Raw genomic sequence first — 23,690 nt, forward strand, 5'->3', positions numbered from 1 at the left:
CCGGTCACTCCCGCTTCGCGACAGTCACGGCGGCGGGCCTGAGCTGCCGTTCCCCGTCCCCGTAGCCCGGGCGCAGCACCTCGACGACCGTGCCCGGTGGGGCCTCGGGGTCCTGGACGACGCCGACCACCTCGTGCCGGGCCGGGTCGAAGGCGACGCCGGTTTCCGCGTGCCTCGGGTAGCCGAGCAGTTCGAGGACGTTCACCGCCTGGTCGCGGACCGCCCGGACGCCCTCCACGATCGCGCCGGGGTCGGATCCGGCGTGGGTCAGGGCGAGTTCGAGGTTGTCCAGGACAGGCAGGAAAGCGGCCGCCGTGCGGGACCGCTCGGCCGTCCGCTCCCGCTCCAGTTCCCTGGTGTGGCGCTTGCGGAGGTTGTCGAGGTCGGCGAGCGCGCGCCGCCAGCGGTCCTCGAGTTCCTTCAGCTCGGCCGTGTGCTCGTCCTCGGACGGTACGGGGCCGCCGGCCGCGTCGGGGCCGGGTTCCTCGTCCGTCTCAGGCCCCGTCCCGGTCGGCGGGCCGGAGCGCGGAAGGTTTCCTCGGAGAGGGCGTACGGCGCCCTCCGGAGCCGGGTGGGCCGGGTCCGGCACGGCCGGGTCGGGTTCCCTGGGGTGGATCGGCATGGCGGTTCCTCAGTCCTTGTCGAACTCGGCATCGATGACGTCGTCGTCACCGCCACCGCCGCTCGGGCCGCCGCCGGTCGCACCGTCCCCGGTGGTGCCCTGATCGGGACCGCCCGTGGTGGCGCCGCCCTGATGCGCCGACAGCCCTGACAGCACCTGCTGGAGTTCGGAGGTCAGAGGCCGCACCCGCTCCACGCCTGCCTCCTCCTTGACCGCCGCCCGGGCATCCGACGCCAGCATCTCGGCGCGTGCCTTCTCGTGCGCGGGTGCGGCGTCGCCCAGCTCGGCGAGGCGCTTGTCGACCTGGTATGCGACGGCGTCGAGCTCGTTGCGGGCGTCGACGGCCTCCCGCAGGGCCTGGTCCTGGCCCTGGTTGCGCTCGGCCTCCTGGACCATGCGCTCGACCTCGCTACGGTCGAGGTTGGAGCTCTCGGTGATGGTGATGCCCTGTTCCTTGCCGGTGTCACGGTCTCGGGCCTTGACGTTGACAATGCCGTTGGCGTCGATGTCGAAGGTGACCTCGACCTGCGGTTCGCCGCGCGGCGCCGGACGGATGTCGGTGAGCTGGAAGCGGCCGAGCACCCGGTTGTCGGCGGCCCGTTCGCGCTCGCCCTGGAGTACGACGATGTCGACGGCGGGCTGGTTGTCCTCGGCGGTGGAGAAGGTCTCGCTGCGGCGCACCGGGATGGTGGTGTTCCGCTCGATGATCTTCGTCATCACGCCGCCGCGTGTCTCGACACCCAGCGACAGGGGCGTGACATCGAGCAGCAGGACGTCCTTGACCTCGCCCTTGAGCACCCCGGCCTGGATCGCGGCACCCAGGGCCACGACCTCGTCGGGATTGACACTCATGTTGGGTTCCTTGCCGCCGGTCAGCCGGCGCACAAGGGACTGGACGGCGGGGATGCGGGTGGAGCCGCCGACGAGGATGACCTCGTCGATGTCGCTCTCGCCGACCTTGGCGTCGGCCATGGCCTGCTGGACCGGTCCCAGGCACCGCTCCACCAGGTCACTGGTGATCTGATCGAACGTGGACCGCATGACCGAGTCGGTGAGGTGCTTGGGGCCCGAGGCATCGGCGGTGATGAACGGCAGGCTGACCTGCGTCTGCGTCACCGAACTCAGCTCGGTCTTGGCCTTCTCCGCCGCCTCGAACAGGCGTTGCAGGGCCTGCGGATCCTTGCGCAGATCGATGCCGTTCTCCTTCTGGAAGTCGTCCGCGAGGTAATCCACCAGACGGCGGTCGAAGTCGTCACCGCCCAGGTGACTGTCGCCCGCCGTGGAACGCACCTCCACCACGCCGTCGCCCACGTCGAGGATGCTCACATCGAACGTGCCGCCGCCGAGGTCGAAGACCAGCACCGTCTCGTGCTGCTTCTTGTCCATGCCGTACGCCAGGGCGGCCGCGGTCGGCTCGTTGATGATCCGCAGCACCTCCAGTCCCGCGATCCGCCCGGCGTCCTTGGTGGCGGTGCGCTGGGCGTCGTTGAAGTAGGCGGGCACGGTGATGACCGCCTCCGTGACCCGTTCCCCGAGCTGCTTGGACGCGTCGTCGGCGAGTTTGCGCAGCACCTGAGCGCTGATCTCCTCGGGCGCGTAGAGCTTGTCGCGCACCTTGAAGCGGGCGACGCCGCCCTCACCCTCGACGACGTCGTACGCCACCGCTCTGGCCTCGTCCGGGATCTCGTCGAAGTGCCGGCCGATGAACCGCTTGGCCGAGTAGATGGTGCCCTTGGGGTTGAGGATCGCCTGGCGCCGGGCCAGCTGGCCCACCAGCCGTTCCCCGGTGTCGGTGAAGGCCACCACGGACGGTGTCGTACGGTTGCCCTCGGTGTTGGGCACGACGGAAGCTTCGCCGCCCTCCCACGCGGCGATCACCGAGTTCGTGGTGCCCAGGTCGATGCCCACTGCCTTGGCCATGAGGAACTCCTCCCGTGCGGCGGCAAGCGCCGGCACTGCGGATCCGGTCGTTCAGGTATGGGCGGGACGTCCGCCGGCACCGGCGGTCGGCAACCCGCCGAGCAGCCGTACCGCCTCGTCGGCGACCGCTTCGTCCACGACGACGTCGTACCGGCTGGGCTGCATGGAGCGGACGGAGGCGAAATCCCGTCGACCGCCCTGCAGGGCGTACAGCAGCAGGCCGAACAGCGCGCCCGCGATCGCTCCGAAAATCAGGCCGTAGAAGGCGACGAGCAGGGCGGAGACGAGCGGGTCCACCCAGTCGACCAGGCCGAAGAGCCAGCCGATCAGCGCCCCGGGAAGGGCCCCGCTCGCCGCTCCGTGCAGGGCGGCCCTGCCGTAGTCCATCCGGCCGACGACCTGCTCGACGAGCCTGACGTCCTGTCCGATGATGGCCACCCGCTGCACGGGAAACCCTTGGTCCGAGAGGTGGTCGACGGCGCGTTCGGCTTCCTGGTACGTCTCGTACGTGGCGACGGGCCTACGAGGCTGCTCGCTCATCACCCAGTCCTTCCTGCCCGTGTGCACGGCGGCCCCCGGCACGCCCCCAGACTCGCGAACCGAGCAGCTCTGCGCCTGCACCCGGCAGGTCAAAGAACAACGGAGCCCGTCCCCCCGCGAGCACGAGAGGGACACACCGGATATCTCGGGTACTTTGGTCGGGGACGGCGTAGAGGAAGAGTCGCTGTCACCTCTCTGGGGGCTCAGGGAAGGGAGCAATCCCATGGCCGGCTTCAGGGGTCGGAGCGTGTACCGACGCCGTCCCCACCGGGAAGGCGGCCTTACGCCGGGCCGTCTGGGACAGCACCCCACGATCTCGCGGCGCGAGGCTCGCCCGCCGCTTTCCCCCCTGGCATCCCACAAGTGGCCGGCAGTCTCTCGCGCCCTGTTCGACACTCGGGACGAAAGCGAGATCCTGAGCCTGGCCATGAGCCACGTGTCGACTGTCGGCCCGTTCAGAGCCGAGGCCGGATACCTCAGGGTGCACGGCCATATGGTCCCCAGCCCGCAGGTCGGGCCGGGTCATGTGTCAGCCGTGGACCGGACGGTGCGAGAGCTGACAGGGCGGGACGTCCCCGTGACCGTTCCCGGCCGGTCCAGGGGCCGGGCCTTGGCCCTGCACGGACCCGGGGGCCTGCACGGCTACCTTGTGGTGACATCTCGCTCCCGGCCCACCGAAGCCCAGCACTTCCTGCTCGCCACGCTCGTACGCCTCACCGCCGCGGCCCTGTCGGTCGCCGTCGCGCACCGCAGGCAGCGGGAAGACGCCCTGGAGCTGCACCGACTGCGACGGGAACGGGCAGCCTTCCAGGGGCGGCTGATCTCTCTCGTGGTCGAGCTGAGATATCGGCGGGCCGTGCACGAGGCCCTCGCCGAGGTCGCGGCCTCGGGCGGCGGCGAGGAGGCCATCACCAGCGCACTGCATGAGCTCACCGGATTTCCCGTGCTGGTGGAGGATCGCTTCGGCCGACTGCGGTCCTGGACCGGTCCCGGCCGGCCCGACCCCTATCCGGAACCGGACCCCGCACGCCATGAGGAGATGCTCCAGGGGGTCGCCCGGAGAGGCGGGCCCGTGCGCATCAACGACCGGCTGATCTCCCTGGTACGCCCCCGCGGTGAGGTCCTCGGAGTACTGGCCCTGGTCGATCCCAAGAACGACGCCGACGAGTACACCGTGTTCGCGCTGGAGCACGCCACCACGTCACTCGCCGTGGAACTGTCGCACCTGCGCCATCTGGCGGAGGCCGAGCTGCGACTGCGCCGCGAACTGGTCGACGATCTCCTGGGGGGCACGGACGAGGCGAGCGCCTACGCCCGGTCCGAGGCGTTCGGACACGACCTGCATCAAATCCAGTACGTGGTCGTCGTGCAGTGGAGGAACCAGGCCGCGGACGACGCTTTCGCACGGACCGTGGGCCGGGCGGCTTCGGCCGTGGGCATGCCGTCGCTGGTGACTCGGCGTTCCGACCACGTGGTCCTGATCGCCGAGGGCAGCCCCCACGACCACGCCTTGTACGAGACGCTCGCCCGGGAGACCGGAACACCGGAGGGGACGATCGGCGTGAGCGCCCGCTGCGACACCCCGGACGGTATCCCCGGCCGCTACCAGGAAGCACTGCGCGCCCTGGAGGTTCGCCTCCGGTCCCGAAGGCGATACGGCACGACGTTCTTCGACGATCTGGGCCTCTATCGCATCCTGGGGCCTGGAAACGAATACCAGGAGCTGGAGGCGTTCGTTCGGGAATGGCTCGGTTCCCTCGTCGACTACGACGGCCGGCACCGTACGGCTCTCGTGGAGACCCTGTCCCGGTACTTCGACTGCGGTGGCAACTACGCCGAGACCGCCGAATCCCTGGCGATCCACCGCAGCACGCTGCGCTACCGGCTCCAGCGCATCCGTGAGATCAGCGGCCATGACCTCACGAGCGTGGAGGACCGCCTCAACCTGCAGGTCGCCACCCGGGTGTGGAAGATCATGCTGGGCGGACCGGGTTGAGGAGCCCACGCACCCCTCGTGGCCACGGCGCGAGCGCAAGCCGGCGCGCAGATGAGCCTCGTCCGGCCCGAGCCACATGCATAGAGGTGATGCGCGAACACCTCTGAAAGCCTGGTGATCTTGGTGTCAACCACCCCTCTTTTGTGCCAACCAAGAGTCCTCGTCACAAGCCGGTCACCGCCGTACCCGAGGCATCCCCAGGCCGATCCAGGAGATGATCTCGCGCTGGATCTCGTTGTTGCCGCCGCCGAAGGTGAAGATGACGGCGGAGCGGTAGCCGCGTTCGAGTTCGCCGTGCAGGACCGCGCCCGCCGAGCCCTCCTTCAGGGCGCCCGGCGCGGCGACGATCTCCAGGAGCCAGGCGTAGGCGTCGCGGCGGGCCTCTGAACCGTAGACCTTGACGGCGGAGGCGTCCTGGGGGGTGAGGGTGCCGTCCTGGACGGCTTGCACCATCTGCCAGTTGAGGAGTCTGAGGGCGTCGAGGCGGACGTGGGTCTGTGCCAGGCGGCGACGCACCCAGGGCAGGTCGACGACCCGGCGGCCGTCGGCGAGCTTGGTCTCCGTCGCCCAGCGCTGGACGTCGTGGAAGGCGCGGATCGCCATCGTGCCGTGGGCGGCGAGGGTGACGCGCTCGTGGTTGAGCTGGTTGGTGATCAGCCGCCAGCCCTGGTTCTCGGCGCCGACCCGGCGGGAGACGGGCACGCGGACGTTCTCGTAGTAGCTGGCGGTGGTGTCGTGGCCGGCGAGGGTGTTGATCAGGGTGCAGGAGTAGCCGGGGTCGGTGGTCGGGACCAGGAGCATGGTGATGCCCTTGTGCGCCGCGGCGGACGGATCGGTGCGCACCGCCAGCCAGACCCAGTCGGCCGTGTCGCCGTTGGTCGTCCAGATCTTCTGGCCGTTGACCACGTACTCGTCGCCGTCGCGGACCGCGCGGGTGCGCAGGGACGCGAGGTCGGTGCCCGCGTCGGGCTCGCTGTAGCCGATCGCGAAGTCGATCTCGCCGGAGAGGATCCGCGGCAGGAAGTACGCCTTCTGCTCATCGGTGCCGAACTGCATGATCGTCGGGCCGACGGTGTTCAGCGCCATCAGCGGCAGCGGTACGCCCGCCTGCGCCGCCTCGTCGAAGAAGATGAACTGGTCCATCGCGCTCAGGCCGCGGCCGCCGTACTCCTTGGGCCAGCCGACGCCGAGCCAGCCGTCGCCGCCGAGGCGCCGGATCGTCTCGCGGTAGAACCGCTTCTGGGCGGCCGGGTCGGCGTGCCGTGCGAGGGCGGTGTCCGGTACCAGTTCGGCGAAGTAGGCGCGCAGTTCGATGCGCAGCCGCTGCTGCTCGGGCGTGTGGTCGAGATGCACGGCGCCTCCAGGTCTCCCTCGGCCGGTCCTGACGGCGCACACCGTAGAACGTGTTCCAGAAATAGGGAATGCCGGGGACGCCCCGTACTCGGGCACAGGCTCAGTTCAGCGACTCCAGGAAGTCCGTGCAGGCCTGCGCGCACTCCCGGCAGGCCTTCGCGCCGTCCTCGGCGCCGAGATGCCCGTCGAACGCGTGCGCGCACTCCAGGCACACCGTGCGGCACCACTCCAGTTGGACGCGGATGCTCTCCTCGTCCATCAGGCCGTGCTCGGAGAGCACCCGGCAGGTGGCGTCGCACACCTCCGCGCACATGATGCCCTTACGCCGTACGAGTTCCTCCTCCGCCGACCCGTCCGGTGCCGCCTGGCTCGCGCGCAGCGCGCAGGTGCGCGCACACTCGGTGCACGCCTGCGCACACGCGAAGCGGTCCTCCAGGTACTGGAAGAGCTGCTGCTGCGAAGTCGTCGAGGTCACAGGGTGCGGGTAGCCGGGCCAAACGGTGTCAAACCCGGTTCGTGAAGTGCGCCGGGGGTACTCGCGCCCCCATGAACAACACCACCTGGCTGAACATGGCCGCCGAGAGCGGCGCACTCGGGATCGGACTGATCGTCGCGGGCGTGGTCGTCGTGGCGCTGTTGCTCGGCGCCTTCGTCCTGGGCGCACGGGTACGGCGCCGGGAACCGGGGCCGCCGCGCCCCGAGGACCAGCCCCACCTGCCGCCCGAGGGTGCCACGCGCGAGACGACCGAGATGCGGGAGCCGGACGAGATGCCGCGCAGCGACCACCGCGTCCTGCCGCACGAGATGCCCGCCCACGGCAACATCCCCTCCCGCCCGAGCCCGTCGAAGAAGCGGCCGCGCTGGGGCGGAGGCAGCAGCGGCTCGTTCGGCAGCGGGGGTCCGGGCAAGGCCTGACGAGGCGGTCCGGCGCCCGCCCGAGGTTCCGTCATCGGCCCCGGACAACTCAGGGCCGATGACGGCTTCGCCGCCCGCTGGGCGACCCGGGTTCAGCCCATCCCCCAGCTCCACTCCGCGATCTCCGGCAGATCCGTCCCGTGCTCGCGGATCCAGGCGTGGTGGCGGGTGCGGGCGTCGGCCATCTCCTGGCGTACGGCCGCGGCGCGTACCGCGAGGCCGGGAACACGGTCGATGACGTCCATGACCAGGCGGTAGCGGTCCAGGTCGTTGCGGACGACCATGTCGAAGGGCGTGGTCGTGGTGCCGGACTCCTTGTAGCCGCGGACATGCAGATTGCGGTGGCCGTTGCGGCGGTAGGAGAGCCGGTGGATCAGCCACGGGTAGCCGTGGTACGCGAAGATCACCGGCTTGTCGGCGGTGAACAGGCCGTCGTACTCGAAGTCCGTCATCCCGTGCGGGTGCTCCTCGCGGGGCATCAGCCGGGCGATGTCGACGACGTTGACGACCCGTACCGCCAGTTCGGGCAGATGGCGGCGCAGCAGCTGGGCGGCGGCCAGGACCTCCTGGGTCGGTACGTCCCCCGCGCACGCGAGGACGACGTCCGGTTCCCCGCCGTTCTCGCTGCCCGCCCAGTCCCAGATGCCCGCTCCCCGGGCGCAGTGGGCGCGCGCGGCGTCCATGGAGAGCCAGTCGAAGCAGGGCTGCTTGCCGGCCACGATGACGTTGACGTAGTCCCGGCTGCGCAGCGCGTGGTCGGCGACCGACAACAGGGTGTTGGCGTCCGGCGGGAGGTAGACCCGGACGACCTCGGGGCTCTTGTTGAGGACGTGGTCGACGAAACCGGGGTCCTGATGGGAGAAGCCGTTGTGGTCCTGGCGCCACACATGTGACGTCAGCAGGTAGTTCAGGGACGCGATCGGCGCGCGCCACGAGAGCTCCCGCGACGTCTTCAGCCACTTGATGTGCTGGTTGACCATCGAGTCGACGATGTGCACGAACGCCTCGTAGCAGGAGAACAGCCCGTGCCGGCCGGTGAGGAGATAGCCCTCCAGCCAGCCCTGACAGGTGTGTTCCGAGAGGATCTCCAGCACCCGGCCGTGCCGGTCGAGGTGCTCGTCGACCGGCAGGGTCTCGGCCTGCCAGGCCTTGCCGCTGCTGTCGAACACGGCCTGAAGACGGTTGGAGGCGGTCTCGTCGGGACCCACGACACGGAAGTCCCGGCGGTCCTCGCTGTCCTGCATGACCTGGGCCAACAGGTCGCCGAGCACCCGGGTCGGCTCGTGCAGCGTCGTGCCGGGCTTGTCGACCGGTACGGCGAACCGGTCGAGGGAGTCGATCGGCAGCTCGCGCACGAGCAGGCCGCCGTTGGCGCGCGGGGTGGAGCCGAGGCGCCGCAAGCCCTCCGGGAGGCAGGCCAGGACGTCCGGTACGGGACGACCGTCGGCGTCGAACAGCTCCTCGGGGCGGTACGAGCGCAGCCACTGCTCCAGCTGGCGCAGGTGCTCGGGGTTCTCGCGGACCCCGGCGAGCGGCACCTGGTGGGCGCGCCAGGTGCCCTCGACCGGGACACCGTCGACCTCCGCGGGGCCGGTCCAGCCCTTGGGGGTGCGCAGCACGATCACGGGCCACCTCGGGCGCTCGGTGACACCGTCCTCCCGGGCGCCCCGCTGGAACGCGGCGATGCGGTCCAGGGCGGTGTCGAAGGCCTCGGCCATCGCGCGGTGCACGGCGGCCGGGTCGTCGCCGGTCACGTGCAGGGGCTCGTGGCCGTAGCCGCGCAGCAGCTCGTCGAGTTCCGGCTCGGGCAACCGCGCGAGCACGGTCGGGTTGGCGATCTTGTAGCCGTTGAGGTGCAGGATCGGCAGCACGGCGCCGTCGTGCACCGGGTCGAGGAACTTGTTGGAGTGCCAGGAGGCGGCAAGCGGCCCGGTCTCCGCCTCGCCGTCGCCGATCACGCAGGCGACGACCAGGTCCGGGTTGTCGAAGGCGGCGCCGTACGCGTGGGAGAGCGCGTAGCCCAGCTCACCGCCCTCGTGGATCGAGCCCGGCGTCTCGGGCGCCACATGGCTGGGCACCCCGCCCGGGAAGGAGAACTGCCGGAACAGCCGCCGCATGCCGTCCGTGTCCCGCCCGACGTCCGGGTAGATCTCGGTGTAGCTGCCCTCCAGCCAGGAGTTGGCGACGACGGACGGCCCGCCGTGTCCGGGGCCCCACACGCACAGCGCGTCGAGCCCGCGCGCCTTGATCACGCGGTTGAGGTGGGTGTACACGAGGTTCAGGCCGGGCGAGGTGCCCCAGTGGCCGAGCAGCCGCGGTTTGATGTGCTCGGCCTTCAGCGGCTCCCTCAGCAGCGGGTTGGCCAGCAGGTAGATCTGTCCGGCGGCCAGGTAGTTGGCCGCGCGCCAGTGGGCGTCCAGGGTGCGCAGCTCGTCGTCGGTCAGTACCGTGCTGTTCTGGTGTTCGACCTTGGACATGGAGTGACTCCTGGGTCATCGACAGGTTCGACCGGCGGTGGGAGACGGCATGGCCGGCAACAAGGCGGAGAAGCTGCCGCGCAAGACGTACGAGAAGGAACTGCTGCGTCTCCAGACGGAGTTGGTGCGACTTCAAGGATGGGTCCGCGCCGAGGGTGCCCGACTTGTCGTCATCTTCGAGGGGCGGGACGCGGCGGGCAAGGGCGGCACCATCAAACGGGTCACGGAGCATCTCAACCCGCGCGTGGCGCGGATCGCGGCCCTTCCCGCGCCGACCGAGCGGGAACGCACCCAGTGGTACTTCCAGCGGTACGTGCAGCATCTGCCGGCCGCGGGGGAGATCGTGCTGTTCGACCGCAGCTGGTACAACCGGGCCGGTGTCGAGCATGTGATGGTCTTCTGCACCAAGGGGGAGTACCAACTCTTCCTCCGTCAATGCCCCGTTTTCGAGCGGATGCTCGTGGAGGACGGGATCCTGCTGCGCAAGTACTGGTTCTCGGTCAGCGACGAGGAGCAGCAGGAGCGCTTCCGGAAGCGGCTCGAGGATCCGCTGCGGCGCTGGAAGCTGTCGCCGATGGACCTGGAGTCGGTCACCCGGTGGGAGGAGTACTCCCGAGCCAAGGACGAGATGCTGGTCCACACCGACCTCGCGGAGGCTCCCTGGTACCTCGTCGAGAGCGACGACAAGCGGCGCGCCCGGCTGAACATGATCGCCCACCTGCTCGGCTCGGTGCCCTTCCGGGACGTACCGCCGCCGGTGCTGGAGCTGCCGGAGCGTCCGCCGTCGACCGGGTACGAGCGCCCGCCGCGCGAGCTGCAGACCTACGTCCCGGACCACGCCGCGAGCCTGTGAGCCGCTCACGCCGACTGCGGTACGACGGCGACGGGGGCGGTGGAGTGGTGCAGGACGGCGTGGGCGACCGGGCCGACGTGCGCGCCGATCGGGCTGTGCCGGATCCGGCGGCCGATCACGACCAGCGAGGACTCGCGGGCCGCGGCGACCAGCCGGATGCCGGGGCTGCCGGACAGGCTCTCCTCGATGACCTCGGTGTCCGGATACTTCTCTCGCCAGGGGCGCAGGGCCTCGGCGAGGATCCCGGCCTGCTGAGCGGCGACCTCGTCATGGAAGCCCAGGTCGGCGGCGAGGCCGTAGACGTAGTACGGCGGCAGGCTCCAGCCGTGCAGGACGCGCAGGGCCGTGCCGCGCCGGGCGGCCGCCTCGAAGGCGAACTGGACGACCGTTCCGTTCGGGTGGGCGGTGTCGAGGCCGAGGAGGACGGGCCGGGGCGTGGCGGCCGACGGGGTGCCGGCCGGGTCCGGCTCGTGCTCGTCGGCGGCCAGCTCGCCGGCCCGGACGAGCACGACGGGCCGGGTGGCGCGGGCCACGACGGCGAGGCCGACGGAGCCGACCATGAAGCCGACGACACCGCTGAGGCCGCGGGAGCCGAGGACGAGCAGTTCGGCGTCGTCGGCCGCCCTGGCGAGGGCCTCGGCGGGGCTGCCGGAGAGCTGTCGGCCGGTCACCTCGAGGCCGGGGTGGCGCAGCCGCAGTCCTTCGGCGGATTCGCGCGGGACGCGCTCGCTCCAGTGCTGGTGCGTCTCGGGACCGAGCAGCGGGGCCTGGGCCAGAGGGTCCGGCACCTGCTCCCGGACGTGGGCGAGCTTCAGCGGCAGGCGCAGCAGCTCCGCTTCGCGGGCCGCCCACTCGGCCGCGGCGCGGCTCTCGGGCGAGCCGTCGAGACCTGCGACGACAGTGCGCACCATGGTGATGCCTCCTGATCGGTCGATCCGTCCTCAGCCTCGGCCCGGCAGAGCTCGGCGGCCAGGGGCCATCAGTCCCGGACGGGGCCCGACCGGCCCACGCGGCGGGCTCGCCAGTACCGAGACCCAAGGGCCCGCTCGGGCCGGGGCGATCGGCCCGGCGACAGGGCCGGGCGGCCCATGGCCCGGGAACGGATGGGCGGACACGCTGGTGGTGGTAGCTCCGTACGTCCGTCAGGAGGCCCGCCATGAACGCTCCCGTCACCATGAGCCTGCCGCGGGCGCTGCCTGCCGAGCAGCGGCAGCGGCTGATGTCGTTCGCCCGCGACGTGTCGTTCCCGTCCGGGACACGGCTGTTCGAGGAGGGCGGTCGCGCCGACCGTTTCTGGATCGTGCGTACGGGCACGGTCGAGCTGGACATGCGGGTGCCGGGCCGCCGGGCCGCCGTGATCGAGTCCATCGGGCACAACGAACTGGTCGGCTGGTCCTGGCTGTTCGCCCCGCATGTCTGGCATCTGGGCGCCGAGGCGGCGACGCCGCTGCGCGCGTACGAGTTCGACGCCGAGGTCGTACGGGCTCTGTGCCGGTCGGACCCCGAGTTCGGCCGTACCGTCGCCCGCTGGGTGGGCGCGGTTGTTTCCCATCGTCTCCAGGCGGCCCGTACCCGGCTGCTGGACCTGTACGCGCCGTACGGCGCCGGGGACCGGCGCTGACCGGAGGCCGCCCCACGAGACGACGAGATCCGGCGCGGGTTGGGCCGGTCGGCCCTGGTGTCCGGGGCCCCCGAGGGGTGACGATCGTTGTGTGGACGACCGCGCACCGGGGACCGAGGGGTCGAGATGACCGAGCCGCGTACCTTCACCGCGCAGGATCCGATCCGTGTCTTCCTGCTGGACGACCATGAGGTGGTCCGGCGGGGTCTGACCGATCTGCTCGACGCCGAGCCGGACATCGGCGTGGTGGGCGAGGCCGGGAACGCCGAGCACGCCCTGGTCCGCGCCCCCGCCGTGCGGCCGCATGTGGCCGTCCTCGACGTGCGGCTGCCCGACGGGGACGGCATCACCGTCTGCCGCGAGCTGCGCGACCGCATGCCCGGGCTCGCCGTGCTGATGCTGACGTCGTTCGACGACGAGGACGCCCTGCTGGACGCCATCATGGCCGGGGCGTCCGGCTATGTCCTCAAGCAGATCCGCGGCTCGGACCTGGTCTCGGCGGTGCGTACGGTCGCCTCCGGCCAGTCGATGCTGGACCCCGCGACGACGGCCCGGCTGATGCGGTCGCTGCGCACCGCACCCGCGGCGAAACCGGCCGAGGCTCCCGAGCCGGCCGGTCTGTCACCCCGCGAGCGGGAGATTCTGGCGCTCGTCGGGGACGGACTGACCAACCGCGAGATCGGCAAGCGGCTCTACCTGTCGGAGAAGACCGTCAAGAACCACATCTCCCGGCTGCTGGCCAAGCTCGGTGTGCAGCGGCGGGTCCAGGCGGCGGTCCTCGCGACCCACCTGGAGCACCCGGACGAGCCGGAACGGCACCGGACCGGGGAGCACATGGGCCACTGACCCGGAGCGCACCGGTCATTCCGCTCCGCGCTCACTCCCCTTCGGCGCGTACGACGGCCACCGGGCAATGCGCGTGGTGCAGTACGGCCTGGCTGACCGAGCCGAGCAGCAGCCCCGTGAAGCCGCCCCGGCCGCGGGCGCCGACCACGACGAGACCGGCGTCGGCGCTGGCCTCGATCAGCGTGTGCCGGACCCGGCCGCGCACCAGCCGGCGCCGCACCTCCACATCCGGGTACCTCTCGCGCAGTCCGCCGAGCGCTTCGGCGAGGAGCCGCTCCTCCTCGTCGTGCAGCCGGTCCTCGTCGTAGGTGACGAAGGGCGGGTCGCCCGGAGCCTCGTAGACCCGTTCGGTGTGGGTGTGCCAGGCGTGGAGTGCCTCCACGCCGGTGCCGTGCAGGGCGGCGTGGGCGAAGGCGAACTCGACCGCGGCCGCGGAGCGGGGCGAGCCGTCCACGGCCAGCAGGACCGGGCCGCCCGTGCGGGGCCTGCCCCGGACGACCATGACGGGGCAGCGGGCGTGGGCGGCGAGGTGGGCCGCGGTGGAGCCGAGCAGCAGGCTGCCGAAGCGGCTCATGCCCCGGCTGCCGACGATGGCGAGGGAAGCGGTGCGCGTCTCCAGTTCCAGCACCATCACCGGCTCGCCGACGACCACTTCGCGGCTGATCTCCATGTGGGGTGCGAGTGCCCGCGCCCGCCGTTCGGCGTCGGCGAGCGTGCCGTCGATCAGCTCGCGCACCCCGGCGCTCGCCCCGGTCCAGGGAGGCACCCGGGGCGGTACGTGCCCCGAGGGCCAGCCGAAGGCGTGCACCAGCCGGAGCCCCACGCCGCGCAGGGCGGCCTCCCGGGCGGCGAGCTCCACGGCGATCAGGCTCGGCTCCGATCCGTCCACTCCCACCACTACAGGACCGCTCATCGCCGGCCTCCCTTCTGCGGGCTCCGCCGGTGTCCGGGTTTCCGGGGGTCCGGATTCCAGCCTCACCCCGTACGGCGGATCCCGCACAGGGCCGTACGGGCCGCGGAGTGCCCCGGTCGGCCCTCGCCCGGGCAGCCGGCGTGGGCAGAGGCTGAGGTGAGGGGGTTCCGCGTCGGCAGGACGCCGCCGCGCCGGCACCGGAGGTGTGTCATGAACGGACCGGTCGTCGTCGGACTCGACGGTTCCCCCGCAAGCGTGACAGCCGCCCGCTGGGCCGCGCGCGAAGCCGCGCCCCGGCGGCTTCCCCTCCTGCTCCTGCACTCCTGGACCACTCAGCCGCTCGACGTGCCGACCGCCCAGGAGGCGGAGCGGCGGCAGCGGGACGGCCAGGAGATCCTGCGCCGGGCGGCGGCCGAGCTGCTGCACCGCCGTCCAGGCCTCCGCCTGACCACGGAGCTGGTCGAGGCGCCCGCCACGCAGGCGCTGCTGGACCGCTCCGCGGATGCCTCGCTGCTCGTGGTGGGGGCGCGCGGCCAGGGCTCGGTGGCGGGCTTCCTGCTCGGCTCCGTCAGCCTGCACGTCCTCGGCCTCGCCCGGTGCCCGGCCGTCGCCGTGCGGGCGGACGCCCCGGACCGGGGAGAGACGGACGAAATCGTCGTAGGGATACGGCGGACCGGACCGGCCGCGGACCCGCTGCTGGAGTTCGCCCTGGCCACGGCCGCGGCGCGCGGGCTGCGCGTGCGGACCGTGGCAGCCGTGGCCGGGACGGGCGCCGGGGCGCGGCTGGCCGACACCCTGGCGCCGTGGCGGGAGAAGTTCCCCGAGGTGCCCGTCGCGGAGCAGGTCGTGGTCGGCCCGGCCGCGCAGGTCCTGCCAGCCGCCGCCGCACGCGCCTGCCTGACCGTCCTGGGGCGCGGGCACCGGCCGGCGCACCCGGTCTGGAAGCTCGGGCCGGTCGCCCACGCGGTCCTGCATCACGTGCCGGGCCCGGTCGCCGTCGTCCCGTACGGGTGAGTACGGGTGTACCCGCGCTCAGTCCGGCAGTGTCAGCCGCGCCGTCTTCCCCGGCTCGACGACGACCGTGCGGTCCGGCAGCCGTACGTCGATCGGGGACGCGGAGGAGGACGGGACCGCGATGTCCAGCTCACCGCGTTCCAGGTGCAGCCGTACGCCCCAGTGCCCCTGGTAGCGCAGGGCGAAGCCGTACGAGGAGAGTTCCGGCAGCGGCACCGGGTCGAGCCAGAGCGCGCCCTCGCGGGTCTCCAGGCCGGTCAGTCCGCGCTGGACCAGGTCGAGGGTGCCGGCCATGGCGCCGAGATGGATGCCCTCACCGGTGGTGCCGCCCTGGATGTCGGCGATGTCTCCCTGAAGGGCCTCCTGGCAGAACTTCCACGCCTCGGCGCGGCGCGCGCGGGCCAGCACCCAGCCGTGGACCAGGCCGCTCAGGGTGGAGCCGTGGCTGGTGCGGTGCAGGTAGTAGTCGACGGTACGGTGCCAGAGGTCGTCGTCGAGATCCGTCCCCAACCGGCGGAACAGGCCGCGCAGTTCGGCGGGAGAGAAGAGATAGCCCAGCATCAGGACGTCGGCCTGCTTGGAGGCCTGGTAGCGGTTGACGGTGTCGCCCTCCGCCTCCAGGATCCGGTCCAGGCGGCGGATGTCGCCGTAGCGCTGCCGGTACTCCGACCAGGGCAGCTCGGCGAGATCGCCGTACCCCTCGAACTGGCTGATGACACCGCGGTGGAAGGGCACGTGGAGGGTGCGGGAGACGTCCTCCCACCGCTCCAGCTCGCTGCGGTCGAGGCCGATGCGTTCGGCGAGTTCGCGATGCCTCGGCTCCGGGAGGATGTCGACCAGTTCCAGCGCCCGGCTGAGCACCCAGGCGGCGGTGACGTTGGTGTAGGCGTTGTCGTCGAGGCCGGGCCCGGTCGCGTCGGGGTAGGCCTCGTGGTACTCGTCCGGTCCGACCACGCCCCTGATGCGGTGCCGACCGAGACGGTCGTCGTACTCGGCCGCGTCCGCCCAGAAGCGGGCGATCTGCAGCAGCATCTCGGCGCCCTTGGTGTGCAGGAACTCCATGTCGCCGCTGGCCTCGCAGTACTGCCACACGTTGTACGCGATGGCCGAACCGACGTGGTACTGCAGCCGGGAGTGGTCGGGCAGCCAGCGCCCGGAGCGGGGGTTGAGATGGAGCTGCTGGGTCTCCTCGCGGCCGTCGCTGCCGCTCTGCCAGGGGTACAGGGCGCCCCGGCGGCCGGCGGCGAGCGCCGAGGTGCAGGCCTGTTCCAGGCGGCGGTGGCGGTAGCGCAGGAGGGCTCGGGAGACCTCGGGGAAGTGCAGGTTGAGAAAGGGCAGCACGAACAGCTCGTCCCAGAAGACATGGCCCCGGTAGGCCTCGCCGTGCAGTCCCCGGGCGGGTACGCCGACGTCCAGGTCCGCGGTGTGCGGGGAGAGGGTCTGGAGCACATGGAACAGGTGCAGGCGCAGGATGCGGCCCGACTCCCCGGCGACGTCGAGGGCGGCCCGGCGCCACAGCTGGTTCCAGGCCGTGCCGTGGGAGGCGAGCAGGGCGTCGAAGCCGGGGACCCGGCCGACCCGGTCGATCGCGGCGTGCAGCGGATCGCTGATGGCCGGGTCGCGCGAGGTGTGCAGGGCGACGGTCTTGTCGACGGTCCGGGTCCGGCCCTCGGCCAGGGACAGAACGGTGTGCTGGGTGGTGCGCGGGTTCTTGTTCCGGACGGTGACGAGCGCGTCGGAGGTCAGCCGGGCGGCCATGCCGACGCGGAGGTCGGAGGTACGGGTGCGGCAGCGCAGCCACACCGTGTCCGGGGTGGCCGTGCCCGCCTGCACATGGATCAGGTGGCGGCCGTCGAGGTCCCGGTACCGGGCCACACCGGAGTTGGTCACCCCGCCGTCGAGGGAGGCCTCCACCTCCAGCTCACCGGAGAAGCCCGCGGCGGTGAACTCCGTGCGCAACGCGGCCAGATGAGGATCGGCCATGTGCACGATGCGCAGCTGACGCACCGCCAGGACCCGCCCTTCGCCGAGGTCGTACCGGGTGTGGCGTTCCAGCATCCCGGCGTCCAGGACGAGCTTCATGCGGTGCTCCAGCACCGGCGCCGTGTCGGGGGTGAGCCATGACCCGCCACGCAGCCGGAAGCGCAGCGGCAGCCAGTTGGGGAGGTTGACCATGTCCTCGTTCTCGACCCGGCGCCCGGACACGTCGGAGGTGAGCCGGTTGTAGCAGCCCGCGACGTACGTCCCCGGGTAGTGGGTGTCGTCGGCGGAGCACTCCGGCAGCGCGCCCCGGGTGGCGAAGTAGCCGTTGCCCAGGGTGCACAGGGACTCGCGCAGGCGTTGGTCCGCGGGCTCGTAGCCCTCGTACTCCCAGGTCCATTCCGTCACCGCGACTCCTCACCCAGCAGTTCCGCCAGATCCCGTACGACGATGTCCGCGCCGTGGCGGAGCAGTCCGGCCGCCGAGTCCTCCGTGGCCGCCCGGTCCACGCCCACCACGAGCGCGAACCCGCCACGTCTGCCCGCCTCCACGCCGGCCAGGGCGTCCTCCACGACGGCGGCGCGGTCGGCGGGGACTCCCAGCCGGTCGGCCGCGGTGAGGAAGAGGTCCGGGTGCGGCTTGCCCGGCAGGCCCAGCCGGGCCGCCTCGCCGCCGTCCACGAGCACGTCGAACAGGTCACGTACCCCGGCCGCGTCGAGCAGTTCACCGGCGTGCCGGGAGGCCGAGGCCGCCGCCACCGGCACGCCCGCCCGGCGCAGGGCGCGGACGAGCCGGACCGTGCCGGGAAAGGCCTCCACGCCGTGTTCGCGCAGCCGCCGGGTGAACAGTTCCTCCTTGTCGGCGGCGACTGCCTCGACGGCCCCGTCCGAGGTGTCGATGCCGCGTGCGGCGAGGAAGGCGGCGGCGCCGTCGAGACGTGACTTGCCGTCCACGTGGCGCAGATAGTCGTCCCGGACGTCGAACGGGCGGCGCTGCTCGGGGTCGGCCGGCGGATGCGCCCGCAGGTAGGCGTCGAACGCCTCCTTCCAGGCCGCCGCGTGCACCCGTGCCGAGTCGGTGATCACCCCGTCCGTGTCGAAGACGACGGCGCGGACCTCGCTCAAGGGGGTGTCGAGCTGCTCCATGGCGCCCACCGCCTTCCGTCGGGCCGCGGTGCGCGGCCCCCGATACCCGCCATCAACGGTCGCACGGTCCGCCGGGTCACCGCAGTACGAGATCGACCCTGGTGGTTCCACGGGGGGTGTGGTCTGCTGGAAGTGACGGAAAGGACCCGTATCGGACGCGGAGAAGCGGCTTCGGGCCGTGCACCGCGCAATCAGGATCCGCGAGAAGCGGATGGGCCCTTTCCGCCCTTTCGCACCGCCTTCGGGGCAGCCCCGCGAGTTCTGTGCAAGAGCGGCACACAGGCTGCACACGGCCTGTCCAAAGCCTGGCTACGGTTCTGGCCGATCGACCCCTCGCGTCCGGCCGGTCGGCCCCTCGTGCGAACACCGAATCAGGAAGACCGCGGATGGACTACTGCTCCACGTGCCGTCGGCACCTCAACGGTGCCCTGGTGTGCCCCGGGTGCGGCGCCTACGCCCCGGACATCGCGCCTCCCATGGCGATGGCTCCCGCGGCTCCCGTCGCCCACGACCCGTGGCACGAGCCCGATCTCCCCGCGACGGAGCCCGCCGAGGTTCCCCGCGCGGAGCCGCCGGCACCCCTGGCCGCCGCGCCGCAGGGCCGTGCGGCGCGGCGGCGGCAGCGGGCCCGTTGGAAGAAGAACCAGCGCAAGGCCGTGGTGGCCACCGCGGTCGCCCTGGTCGGCGGCGGTCTGACCGTCGCCTCGCTGAACGGGCAGTCCGCGGACCGGGCCCAGGCGGCCACGGCTCCGGACAACACGGCCATGGGCGCGACCGAGGAGCAGGCGACGGAGCTGCCCACGGGGACGTCGACACCGACCGCCACGCCCCCGTCGCGGCCCGGAACCCCGTCCGCGCCGCCGTCGGCCACGAACGCGCCTCGCGAGCAGTCCGTCGCCACCACGCCGGCCACGGCTCAGCCGGGCACCCCCACCTCGCCCGCGCCGACGGCGACCCAGGCCGCCCAGTCGCAGCCGGTCACCGCCACGGTCCCGACGCCCACGGCCGTACCGACCCCCTCGGCCACCACCGCCACGCCGTCCCCGCCGGCGACCCCCTCACCCTCCGCGACCTCGCCCTCGGGTGTCTGCCTGCTGGTGCTGTGCATCAACTGACGTGGTGAGCCTCAAGCACCGGGGCGGCGCAGCACCTACCCGCCCTACCTCTCCTCGGCCCGTACCGGAACCCGCCACACCAGCCGCGTCCCCCCGCCCTCCGGGGTGCCCAACTCCAGCTCGCCGCCGAGCTGTCGGGCTCGCTCGGCCATGTTCCGCAGGCCGCTGCGCCGGCCCTCGGGCGGGATGCCCACGCCGTTGTCGGTGACCGACAGCCGCACCTCACGGCCGTCGGTCTCAAGCACCACCTCGGCGCGGCCCGCGCGGGCATGCCGGGCGATGTTGGTCAGCGCCTCGGAGAGCACGGCCATCACCTGGTCGGCGGTCCCCCGGGGCACGTCCGTGTCGACCAGGCCCTCCATCCGCACGCTCGGCGCGAAGCCCAGCACGGGGGCCGCCTCTCCGACCGCCCGCACGACGCGGGCGCGCAGCCCGGTGCCGGCCCCCTCCTCGCGCGCCCGCAGCCCGAAGATCGTCGACCTGATGATCTTGATGGTCTCGTCCAGGTCGTCCACGGCCCGCGCCACCCGGTGCCCGGCCTCCGGGTGCTCGATGAAGCGCCCCGCGCTCTGCAGGGTCATACCGGTCGCGAACAACCGCTGGATCGCGAGGTCGTGCAGGTCACGGGCGATCCGGTCACGGTCCTTCAACACCGCGATCTCCTCGGCGTCCCGGCGTCGCTCGGCCAGCTCCATCGCGATCGCGGCCTGCGCCGCGAAGCCCTGCAACGGCTCGGTCTCCTTGGCGGAGAACACCGTCCGGCCCGCCTCCCGCACCAGCAGCACCACACCGCGCACACCGTCGCCGGTCCCGATGGGCACGGCCACGGCCGGGCCCAGCCCGGTGAACCGGGAGCCGGGATCCGCGACGCGCTCGTCGCGGGTGACGTCCGGGCTGTCGACCGGCGCCCCGGTGGAGAAGGCCCGGCCGATGAGGCTCTCGTCCACGGGCAGGATCAGCCCCCGATGGGCCTCCGCGCTCTTGCCGACGGCCAGTTCCACCCGCAGCGTGTCCGTGTCCTCCACCGGCATCGCCACCACGGCGAGCACGGCACCGGTGATCTCCTTGGCCCGACGGGCGATCAGCCCGAGCGCCTCGCCGCGCCCGGCGCCCGACATCAGGCTGTGGGTGATCTCGGCGTTGGCCCGGAGCCAGCGCTCGCGCAGCCTCGACTCCTCGTACAGGCGGGCGTTGTCGATGGCGACACCGGCCGCCACCGCGAGGGTCGACAGGACGGACTCGTCCTCCTCGTCGAACTCCGCCCCACCCGCCTTCTCGGTCAGATACAGATTGCCGAAGACCTGGTCGCGGACCCGGATCGGGACGCCGAGGAAGGTGTTCATGGGCGGGTGGTGGGGCGGGAAGCCGTAGGAGGCGGGATGCTCGGAGAGCTTCGTCAGACGGAGCGGCTCGGGGTGGCGGATAAGCTCGCCCAGGATGCCGTGGCCCTCGGGGTACGGGCCGATCCTGGCGATCTGTTCCTCGCTGACGCCGATCGTGTGGAAGGCCGACAGCCGCTTGCCGTCCGCCCCGATCACCCCGAGCGCCGCGTACTGGGCGTCGACCAGCACCGCCGCGGCCTCGACGATGCTGTGCAGCGCCTGTTCCAGGTTCAGTTCCCGCCCGACCGAGAGCACCGCCTCCAGGAGGCTGTGCACCCGGTCCCGGGTGCCGCGGGCCGCGTCGAGGCGGGCCTGGAGCTCCTCCAGCAGTTCGTCCAGTTTCAGCTGCGGCAGCCGTACCCGGGCCTGGCCGGCCTGCTCCTGGCTCTCCACCGTGCTCCTCCACGTCCCCTCGCGCCGACGCCTCGAATGCCACGGTAACGGTCCGACGCATGCGGTGACCCGGCATCCGGCCAGGCCTACAGCGCGAGGAGTTGCGCAGGTCAGCGACGCCCGCCCCTGGCGCGGCCGTGCCTCCCGGGGCTAGTGCCCCTCCTGGCGCCACAGTCGCTGCTGGGCCTGGGTGGCGATGACGGCCGCCTGGATGCGGCGCTCCACGCCGAGTTTGGCCAGGAGGCGGGAGATGTGGTTCTTCACCGTCTTCTCCGCGAGGTGGAGCCGCTCGCCGATCTGGCGGTTGGTCAGTCCCTCGCCGATGAGGTCGAGGATCTCCCGCTCGCGCCCGGTCAGGCCGGACAGCTCGTGCGGCTGCTCCTCCTGCCGCCGGTCGACGCGCAGTCGCGACATCAGCCGCGTGGTGGCCCTCGCGTCGAGCAGGGACTGGCCGGCGGCGACCGTGCGCACCGCCGACACCAGGTCCGAGCCCTGGATCTGCTTCAGCACGTAGCCGGAGGCCCCGGCCATGATCGAGTCGAGCAGGGCGTCCTCGTCGTCGAACGAGGTCAGCATCAGACAGGCCAGCTCCGGCAGGCGGGACCGCAGCTCCCGGCAGACGGTGACCCCGTCCCCGTCGGGCAGGCGGACGTCGAGCACCGCGACGTGCGGGCGCAGGGCGGGTACCCGCGCCAGGGCCTGCTCCGCCGTGGCCGCCTCGCCGACCACGCTGATGCCGGGCTCGTCGTTCAGCAGGTCGTGCACTCCGCGCCGGACCACCTCGTGGTCGTCCAGCAGAAAGACCCGGACCGGGTCGTCGGGGCGCGGCCCTTCGCCCTCCGCCATCGGTTGCTCCTTGTCGTGTTCGGCAGTCCGCCTGCTCGGCAGTTCCGTGCTCAAGTCGATCCTCGACCGACGAGGGCCGAAGGACCAGGGCCGGTCGGCCCTGATGGGGGCGAAGGGGACGGCCGGAGTGGAGGTGGGGCCCGAAGGGCCCTGGCCCGGCCCGCCCGCCCCGGTTCGAATGGCCTGATCGAACACAGACACGACGAGGGACCACTCGTCCGCGACCCATACGGAAGCCCGCCATGCCTCACGACAACAGCCGGCCGGCCGTCGCGGCTCCGCGCCGGAGCATAGATCTCGACAGCGCCGAGGCCCTGCGGCTGCTGGGCAGCATGTCCTACGGACGGATCGTCTTCACCGAGCACGCGCTGCCGACGATCCGCCCGGTCAACCACGTCATGGACGGCGGCGACATCGTCATCCGCACCCACGACGGCGCGGCGCTGACCTCCCGGACCCGGCAGGCCGGCATGCCCGGTGTGGTGGTGGCGTACGAGGCCGACGCCATCGACCCGGACACGCACCTGGGGTGGAGCGTGGTCGTCACGGGCTACGCCCATCTGGTCACCGACGCCGACGAGCTGGCCTGCTACGCCACTCTGCTGCACCCGTGGTCGCAGCAGAGAATGGACCACGCGGTGCGCATCCGCCCGGACCTGGTCACCGGGATCCGCCTCCTGGCCGCCTGACCCGGGGCCGTCGTCGGAGCGCCCACTGACCGGGGCGAACGCGCCGTCGTCGGAGCGCCCACCCCCGGCCCGTCGGAGATCCGGCCCGCCGACCCGGAGCCCACTCCCTGACGGGCCCCGGATGGGCGCGCCGCCCTCACCGTCCCGCTGTGTCGCCCCGGTACAGCGCCGTGAGCAGTTCCACCGCCGCCTGGGTGGCCGGATGCGGGTCGTCGCGCCACCAGCCGAGCCGTACCGCGATCGGTTCGGCGTCCCGCACCGGCCGGTAGACCACTCCGGGGCGCGGGTACTGGTGGGCGGTCGCCTCGGCGGTCATCCCGACGCACCGACCGGTGGCGATCACGGTGAGCCAGTCGTCGACGTCGTGGGTCTCCTCGGTGGCGGGCCGGGCGTCCGGCGGCCACAGCTCGGCGGTCGTGGTCCCGGTACGGCGGTCGACGAGCAGCGTGCGCCCGGCGAGGTCGGCGAGCCGCACCGAGCGCCGTCTGGCCAGCGGATCGTCGGCGGCCACGGCACACAGCCGCCGCTCCAGGCCGACGATGGCCGAGTCGAACCGCCGGTCGTCCAGCGGCCTGCGGACGACGGACAGGTCGCAGGCGCCTTCCGCGAGGCCGGCCGTGGGCGAGTTGACACGGACCAGCAGCAGGTCGGTGCCGGTGTGCGCGGCGGCCCAGCGGCGCTGGAAGGCCGGGGTGTGCCGGCCGAGGGCGGCCCAGGCGTATCCCACCCGCAGCCGCTCGTGCCCGGAGGTGGCCTCCCGGACCAGTTCGTCCACCTCGCCGAGCACCCGGCGGGCGTGGGCCAGCACCCGCAGGCCGGTCCCGGTGGGCGTCACCTCGCGGGAGGTACGACGCAACAGCCGTGCGCCCAGGGCTCGTTCGAGCGAGGCGAGGGTGCGGGAAACGGCGGCCTGGGAGACGCCGAGAGCCATGGCCGCGTCCGTGAAGCCGCCCTCGTCGACGATCGCCACGAGGCAGCGCAGCTGACGGAGCTCGATATCCATGACCCAAGCGTATAGATCGTGCAGCATACGCATTTTGCGTATGGATCCGGGAGGCGCACCATCGCTG

21 protein-coding genes are annotated in these 23,690 nt (G+C 72.2%); 8 read left to right on the forward strand and 13 right to left on the reverse strand.

All coding sequences use genetic code 11. The features are described from left to right. Positions 1 to 4 precede the first annotated feature (4 nt). From AC068Z_RS18585 to AC068Z_RS18595, 3 genes are read right to left on the reverse strand one after another with little or no spacing between them, the layout of a single operon-like run. Positions 5 to 622 carry a nucleotide exchange factor GrpE gene (locus AC068Z_RS18585; RefSeq protein WP_478556489.1) on the reverse strand — a complete coding sequence of 206 codons (618 nt, stop codon included), beginning with the start codon at positions 620 to 622 and terminating at the stop codon, positions 5 to 7. 9 nt (positions 623 to 631) lie between these two features. Continuing rightward, positions 632 to 2,542, reverse strand: a complete 1,911-nt coding sequence (gene dnaK / locus AC068Z_RS18590; RefSeq protein WP_478556491.1) for a molecular chaperone DnaK — start codon at positions 2,540 to 2,542, stop codon at positions 632 to 634. Between the two features lie 51 nt (positions 2,543 to 2,593). Continuing rightward, positions 2,594 to 3,082: a YflT domain-containing protein gene (locus tag AC068Z_RS18595; protein ID WP_478556493.1), complete on the reverse strand. Its 489-nt coding sequence runs from the start codon at positions 3,080 to 3,082 to the stop codon at positions 2,594 to 2,596. Between the two features lie 223 nt (positions 3,083 to 3,305). Here AC068Z_RS18595 and AC068Z_RS18600 point away from each other — a divergent pair, with 223 nt between their 5' ends. Next, on the forward strand, positions 3,306 to 5,078 hold the full coding sequence (locus tag AC068Z_RS18600) for a PucR family transcriptional regulator (protein WP_478556495.1): 1,773 nt from the start codon (positions 3,306 to 3,308) through the stop codon (positions 5,076 to 5,078). Positions 5,079 to 5,252: 174 nt separating this feature from the next. Here AC068Z_RS18600 and AC068Z_RS18605 read toward each other — a convergent pair whose 3' ends face one another. Both AC068Z_RS18605 and AC068Z_RS18610 read right to left on the reverse strand, forming a co-directional pair. Next, positions 5,253 to 6,431: an acyl-CoA dehydrogenase family protein gene (locus AC068Z_RS18605; RefSeq protein ID WP_478556497.1), complete on the reverse strand. Its 1,179-nt coding sequence runs from the start codon at positions 6,429 to 6,431 to the stop codon at positions 5,253 to 5,255. 100 nt (positions 6,432 to 6,531) lie between these two features. Next, complete coding sequence (locus tag AC068Z_RS18610; protein WP_478556499.1) at positions 6,532 to 6,906, reverse strand: four-helix bundle copper-binding protein; 375 nt, start codon at positions 6,904 to 6,906, stop codon at positions 6,532 to 6,534. A 71-nt stretch (positions 6,907 to 6,977) separates the two neighbouring features. On the opposite strand from AC068Z_RS18610, the gene AC068Z_RS18615 reads away from it, so the two are divergent. Continuing rightward, the gene (locus tag AC068Z_RS18615; RefSeq protein WP_478556501.1) at positions 6,978 to 7,346 is read left to right on the forward strand and encodes a DUF6479 family protein; all 369 of its coding nucleotides are present in this window, start codon (positions 6,978 to 6,980) and stop codon (positions 7,344 to 7,346) included. 92 nt (positions 7,347 to 7,438) lie between these two features. Here the strand turns inward: AC068Z_RS18615 and AC068Z_RS18620 are convergent, their stop codons facing one another. Then, positions 7,439 to 9,823 (reverse strand): phosphoketolase family protein, encoded by a 2,385-nt coding sequence (locus AC068Z_RS18620; protein WP_478556503.1) that lies wholly within the window; start codon positions 9,821 to 9,823, stop codon positions 7,439 to 7,441. A 49-nt stretch (positions 9,824 to 9,872) separates the two neighbouring features. On the opposite strand from AC068Z_RS18620, the gene ppk2 reads away from it, so the two are divergent. Further along, positions 9,873 to 10,676: a polyphosphate kinase 2 gene (gene ppk2, locus AC068Z_RS18625; RefSeq protein WP_478556505.1), complete on the forward strand. Its 804-nt coding sequence runs from the start codon at positions 9,873 to 9,875 to the stop codon at positions 10,674 to 10,676. A 5-nt stretch (positions 10,677 to 10,681) separates the two neighbouring features. Here ppk2 and AC068Z_RS18630 read toward each other — a convergent pair whose 3' ends face one another. Next, the gene (locus AC068Z_RS18630) at positions 10,682 to 11,587 is read right to left on the reverse strand and encodes a universal stress protein (RefSeq protein ID WP_478556507.1); all 906 of its coding nucleotides are present in this window, start codon (positions 11,585 to 11,587) and stop codon (positions 10,682 to 10,684) included. A 245-nt stretch (positions 11,588 to 11,832) separates the two neighbouring features. Here AC068Z_RS18630 and AC068Z_RS18635 point away from each other — a divergent pair, with 245 nt between their 5' ends. Next, positions 11,833 to 12,297 carry a Crp/Fnr family transcriptional regulator gene (locus AC068Z_RS18635; RefSeq protein ID WP_478556509.1) on the forward strand — a complete coding sequence of 155 codons (465 nt, stop codon included), beginning with the start codon at positions 11,833 to 11,835 and terminating at the stop codon, positions 12,295 to 12,297. Between the two features lie 126 nt (positions 12,298 to 12,423). After that, complete coding sequence (locus tag AC068Z_RS18640; RefSeq protein WP_478556511.1) at positions 12,424 to 13,143, forward strand: response regulator; 720 nt, start codon at positions 12,424 to 12,426, stop codon at positions 13,141 to 13,143. Between the two features lie 31 nt (positions 13,144 to 13,174). Here the strand turns inward: AC068Z_RS18640 and AC068Z_RS18645 are convergent, their stop codons facing one another. Then, the gene (locus AC068Z_RS18645) at positions 13,175 to 14,056 is read right to left on the reverse strand and encodes a universal stress protein (protein WP_478556513.1); all 882 of its coding nucleotides are present in this window, start codon (positions 14,054 to 14,056) and stop codon (positions 13,175 to 13,177) included. 210 nt (positions 14,057 to 14,266) lie between these two features. Between AC068Z_RS18645 and AC068Z_RS18650 the strand changes: the two genes are divergently transcribed. After that, positions 14,267 to 15,070 (forward strand): universal stress protein, encoded by an 804-nt coding sequence (locus tag AC068Z_RS18650; RefSeq protein WP_478556515.1) that lies wholly within the window; start codon positions 14,267 to 14,269, stop codon positions 15,068 to 15,070. Between the two features lie 18 nt (positions 15,071 to 15,088). Here AC068Z_RS18650 and AC068Z_RS18655 read toward each other — a convergent pair whose 3' ends face one another. After that, positions 15,089 to 17,458 carry a glycoside hydrolase family 65 protein gene (locus AC068Z_RS18655; protein WP_478556517.1) on the reverse strand — a complete coding sequence of 790 codons (2,370 nt, stop codon included), beginning with the start codon at positions 17,456 to 17,458 and terminating at the stop codon, positions 15,089 to 15,091. Beyond that, the gene (locus AC068Z_RS18660; protein ID WP_478556519.1) at positions 17,455 to 18,195 is read right to left on the reverse strand and encodes an HAD family hydrolase; all 741 of its coding nucleotides are present in this window, start codon (positions 18,193 to 18,195) and stop codon (positions 17,455 to 17,457) included. The genes AC068Z_RS18655 and AC068Z_RS18660 overlap by 4 nt, the downstream gene beginning before the upstream one ends. 386 nt (positions 18,196 to 18,581) lie before the next feature. Between AC068Z_RS18660 and AC068Z_RS18665 the strand changes: the two genes are divergently transcribed. Further along, positions 18,582 to 19,310: an SCO2400 family protein gene (locus AC068Z_RS18665; RefSeq protein ID WP_478556521.1), complete on the forward strand. Its 729-nt coding sequence runs from the start codon at positions 18,582 to 18,584 to the stop codon at positions 19,308 to 19,310. A gap of 44 nt (positions 19,311 to 19,354) precedes the next feature. Here the strand turns inward: AC068Z_RS18665 and AC068Z_RS18670 are convergent, their stop codons facing one another. Together AC068Z_RS18670 and AC068Z_RS18675 are read right to left on the reverse strand one after the other, a co-directional pair. Then, positions 19,355 to 21,085 carry a sensor histidine kinase gene (locus tag AC068Z_RS18670; protein ID WP_478556523.1) on the reverse strand — a complete coding sequence of 577 codons (1,731 nt, stop codon included), beginning with the start codon at positions 21,083 to 21,085 and terminating at the stop codon, positions 19,355 to 19,357. Between the two features lie 150 nt (positions 21,086 to 21,235). Further along, the gene (locus tag AC068Z_RS18675; RefSeq protein WP_478556525.1) at positions 21,236 to 21,931 is read right to left on the reverse strand and encodes a response regulator; all 696 of its coding nucleotides are present in this window, start codon (positions 21,929 to 21,931) and stop codon (positions 21,236 to 21,238) included. 242 nt (positions 21,932 to 22,173) lie between these two features. Between AC068Z_RS18675 and AC068Z_RS18680 the strand changes: the two genes are divergently transcribed. After that, positions 22,174 to 22,620 (forward strand): pyridoxamine 5'-phosphate oxidase family protein, encoded by a 447-nt coding sequence (locus tag AC068Z_RS18680; protein ID WP_478556527.1) that lies wholly within the window; start codon positions 22,174 to 22,176, stop codon positions 22,618 to 22,620. Between the two features lie 136 nt (positions 22,621 to 22,756). Here AC068Z_RS18680 and AC068Z_RS18685 read toward each other — a convergent pair whose 3' ends face one another. Beyond that, positions 22,757 to 23,623 (reverse strand): LysR family transcriptional regulator, encoded by an 867-nt coding sequence (locus AC068Z_RS18685; RefSeq protein WP_478556529.1) that lies wholly within the window; start codon positions 23,621 to 23,623, stop codon positions 22,757 to 22,759. Positions 23,624 to 23,690: the final 67 nt, after the last annotated feature.

This window comes from Streptomyces sp. NPDC043726 (assembly GCF_056436565.1).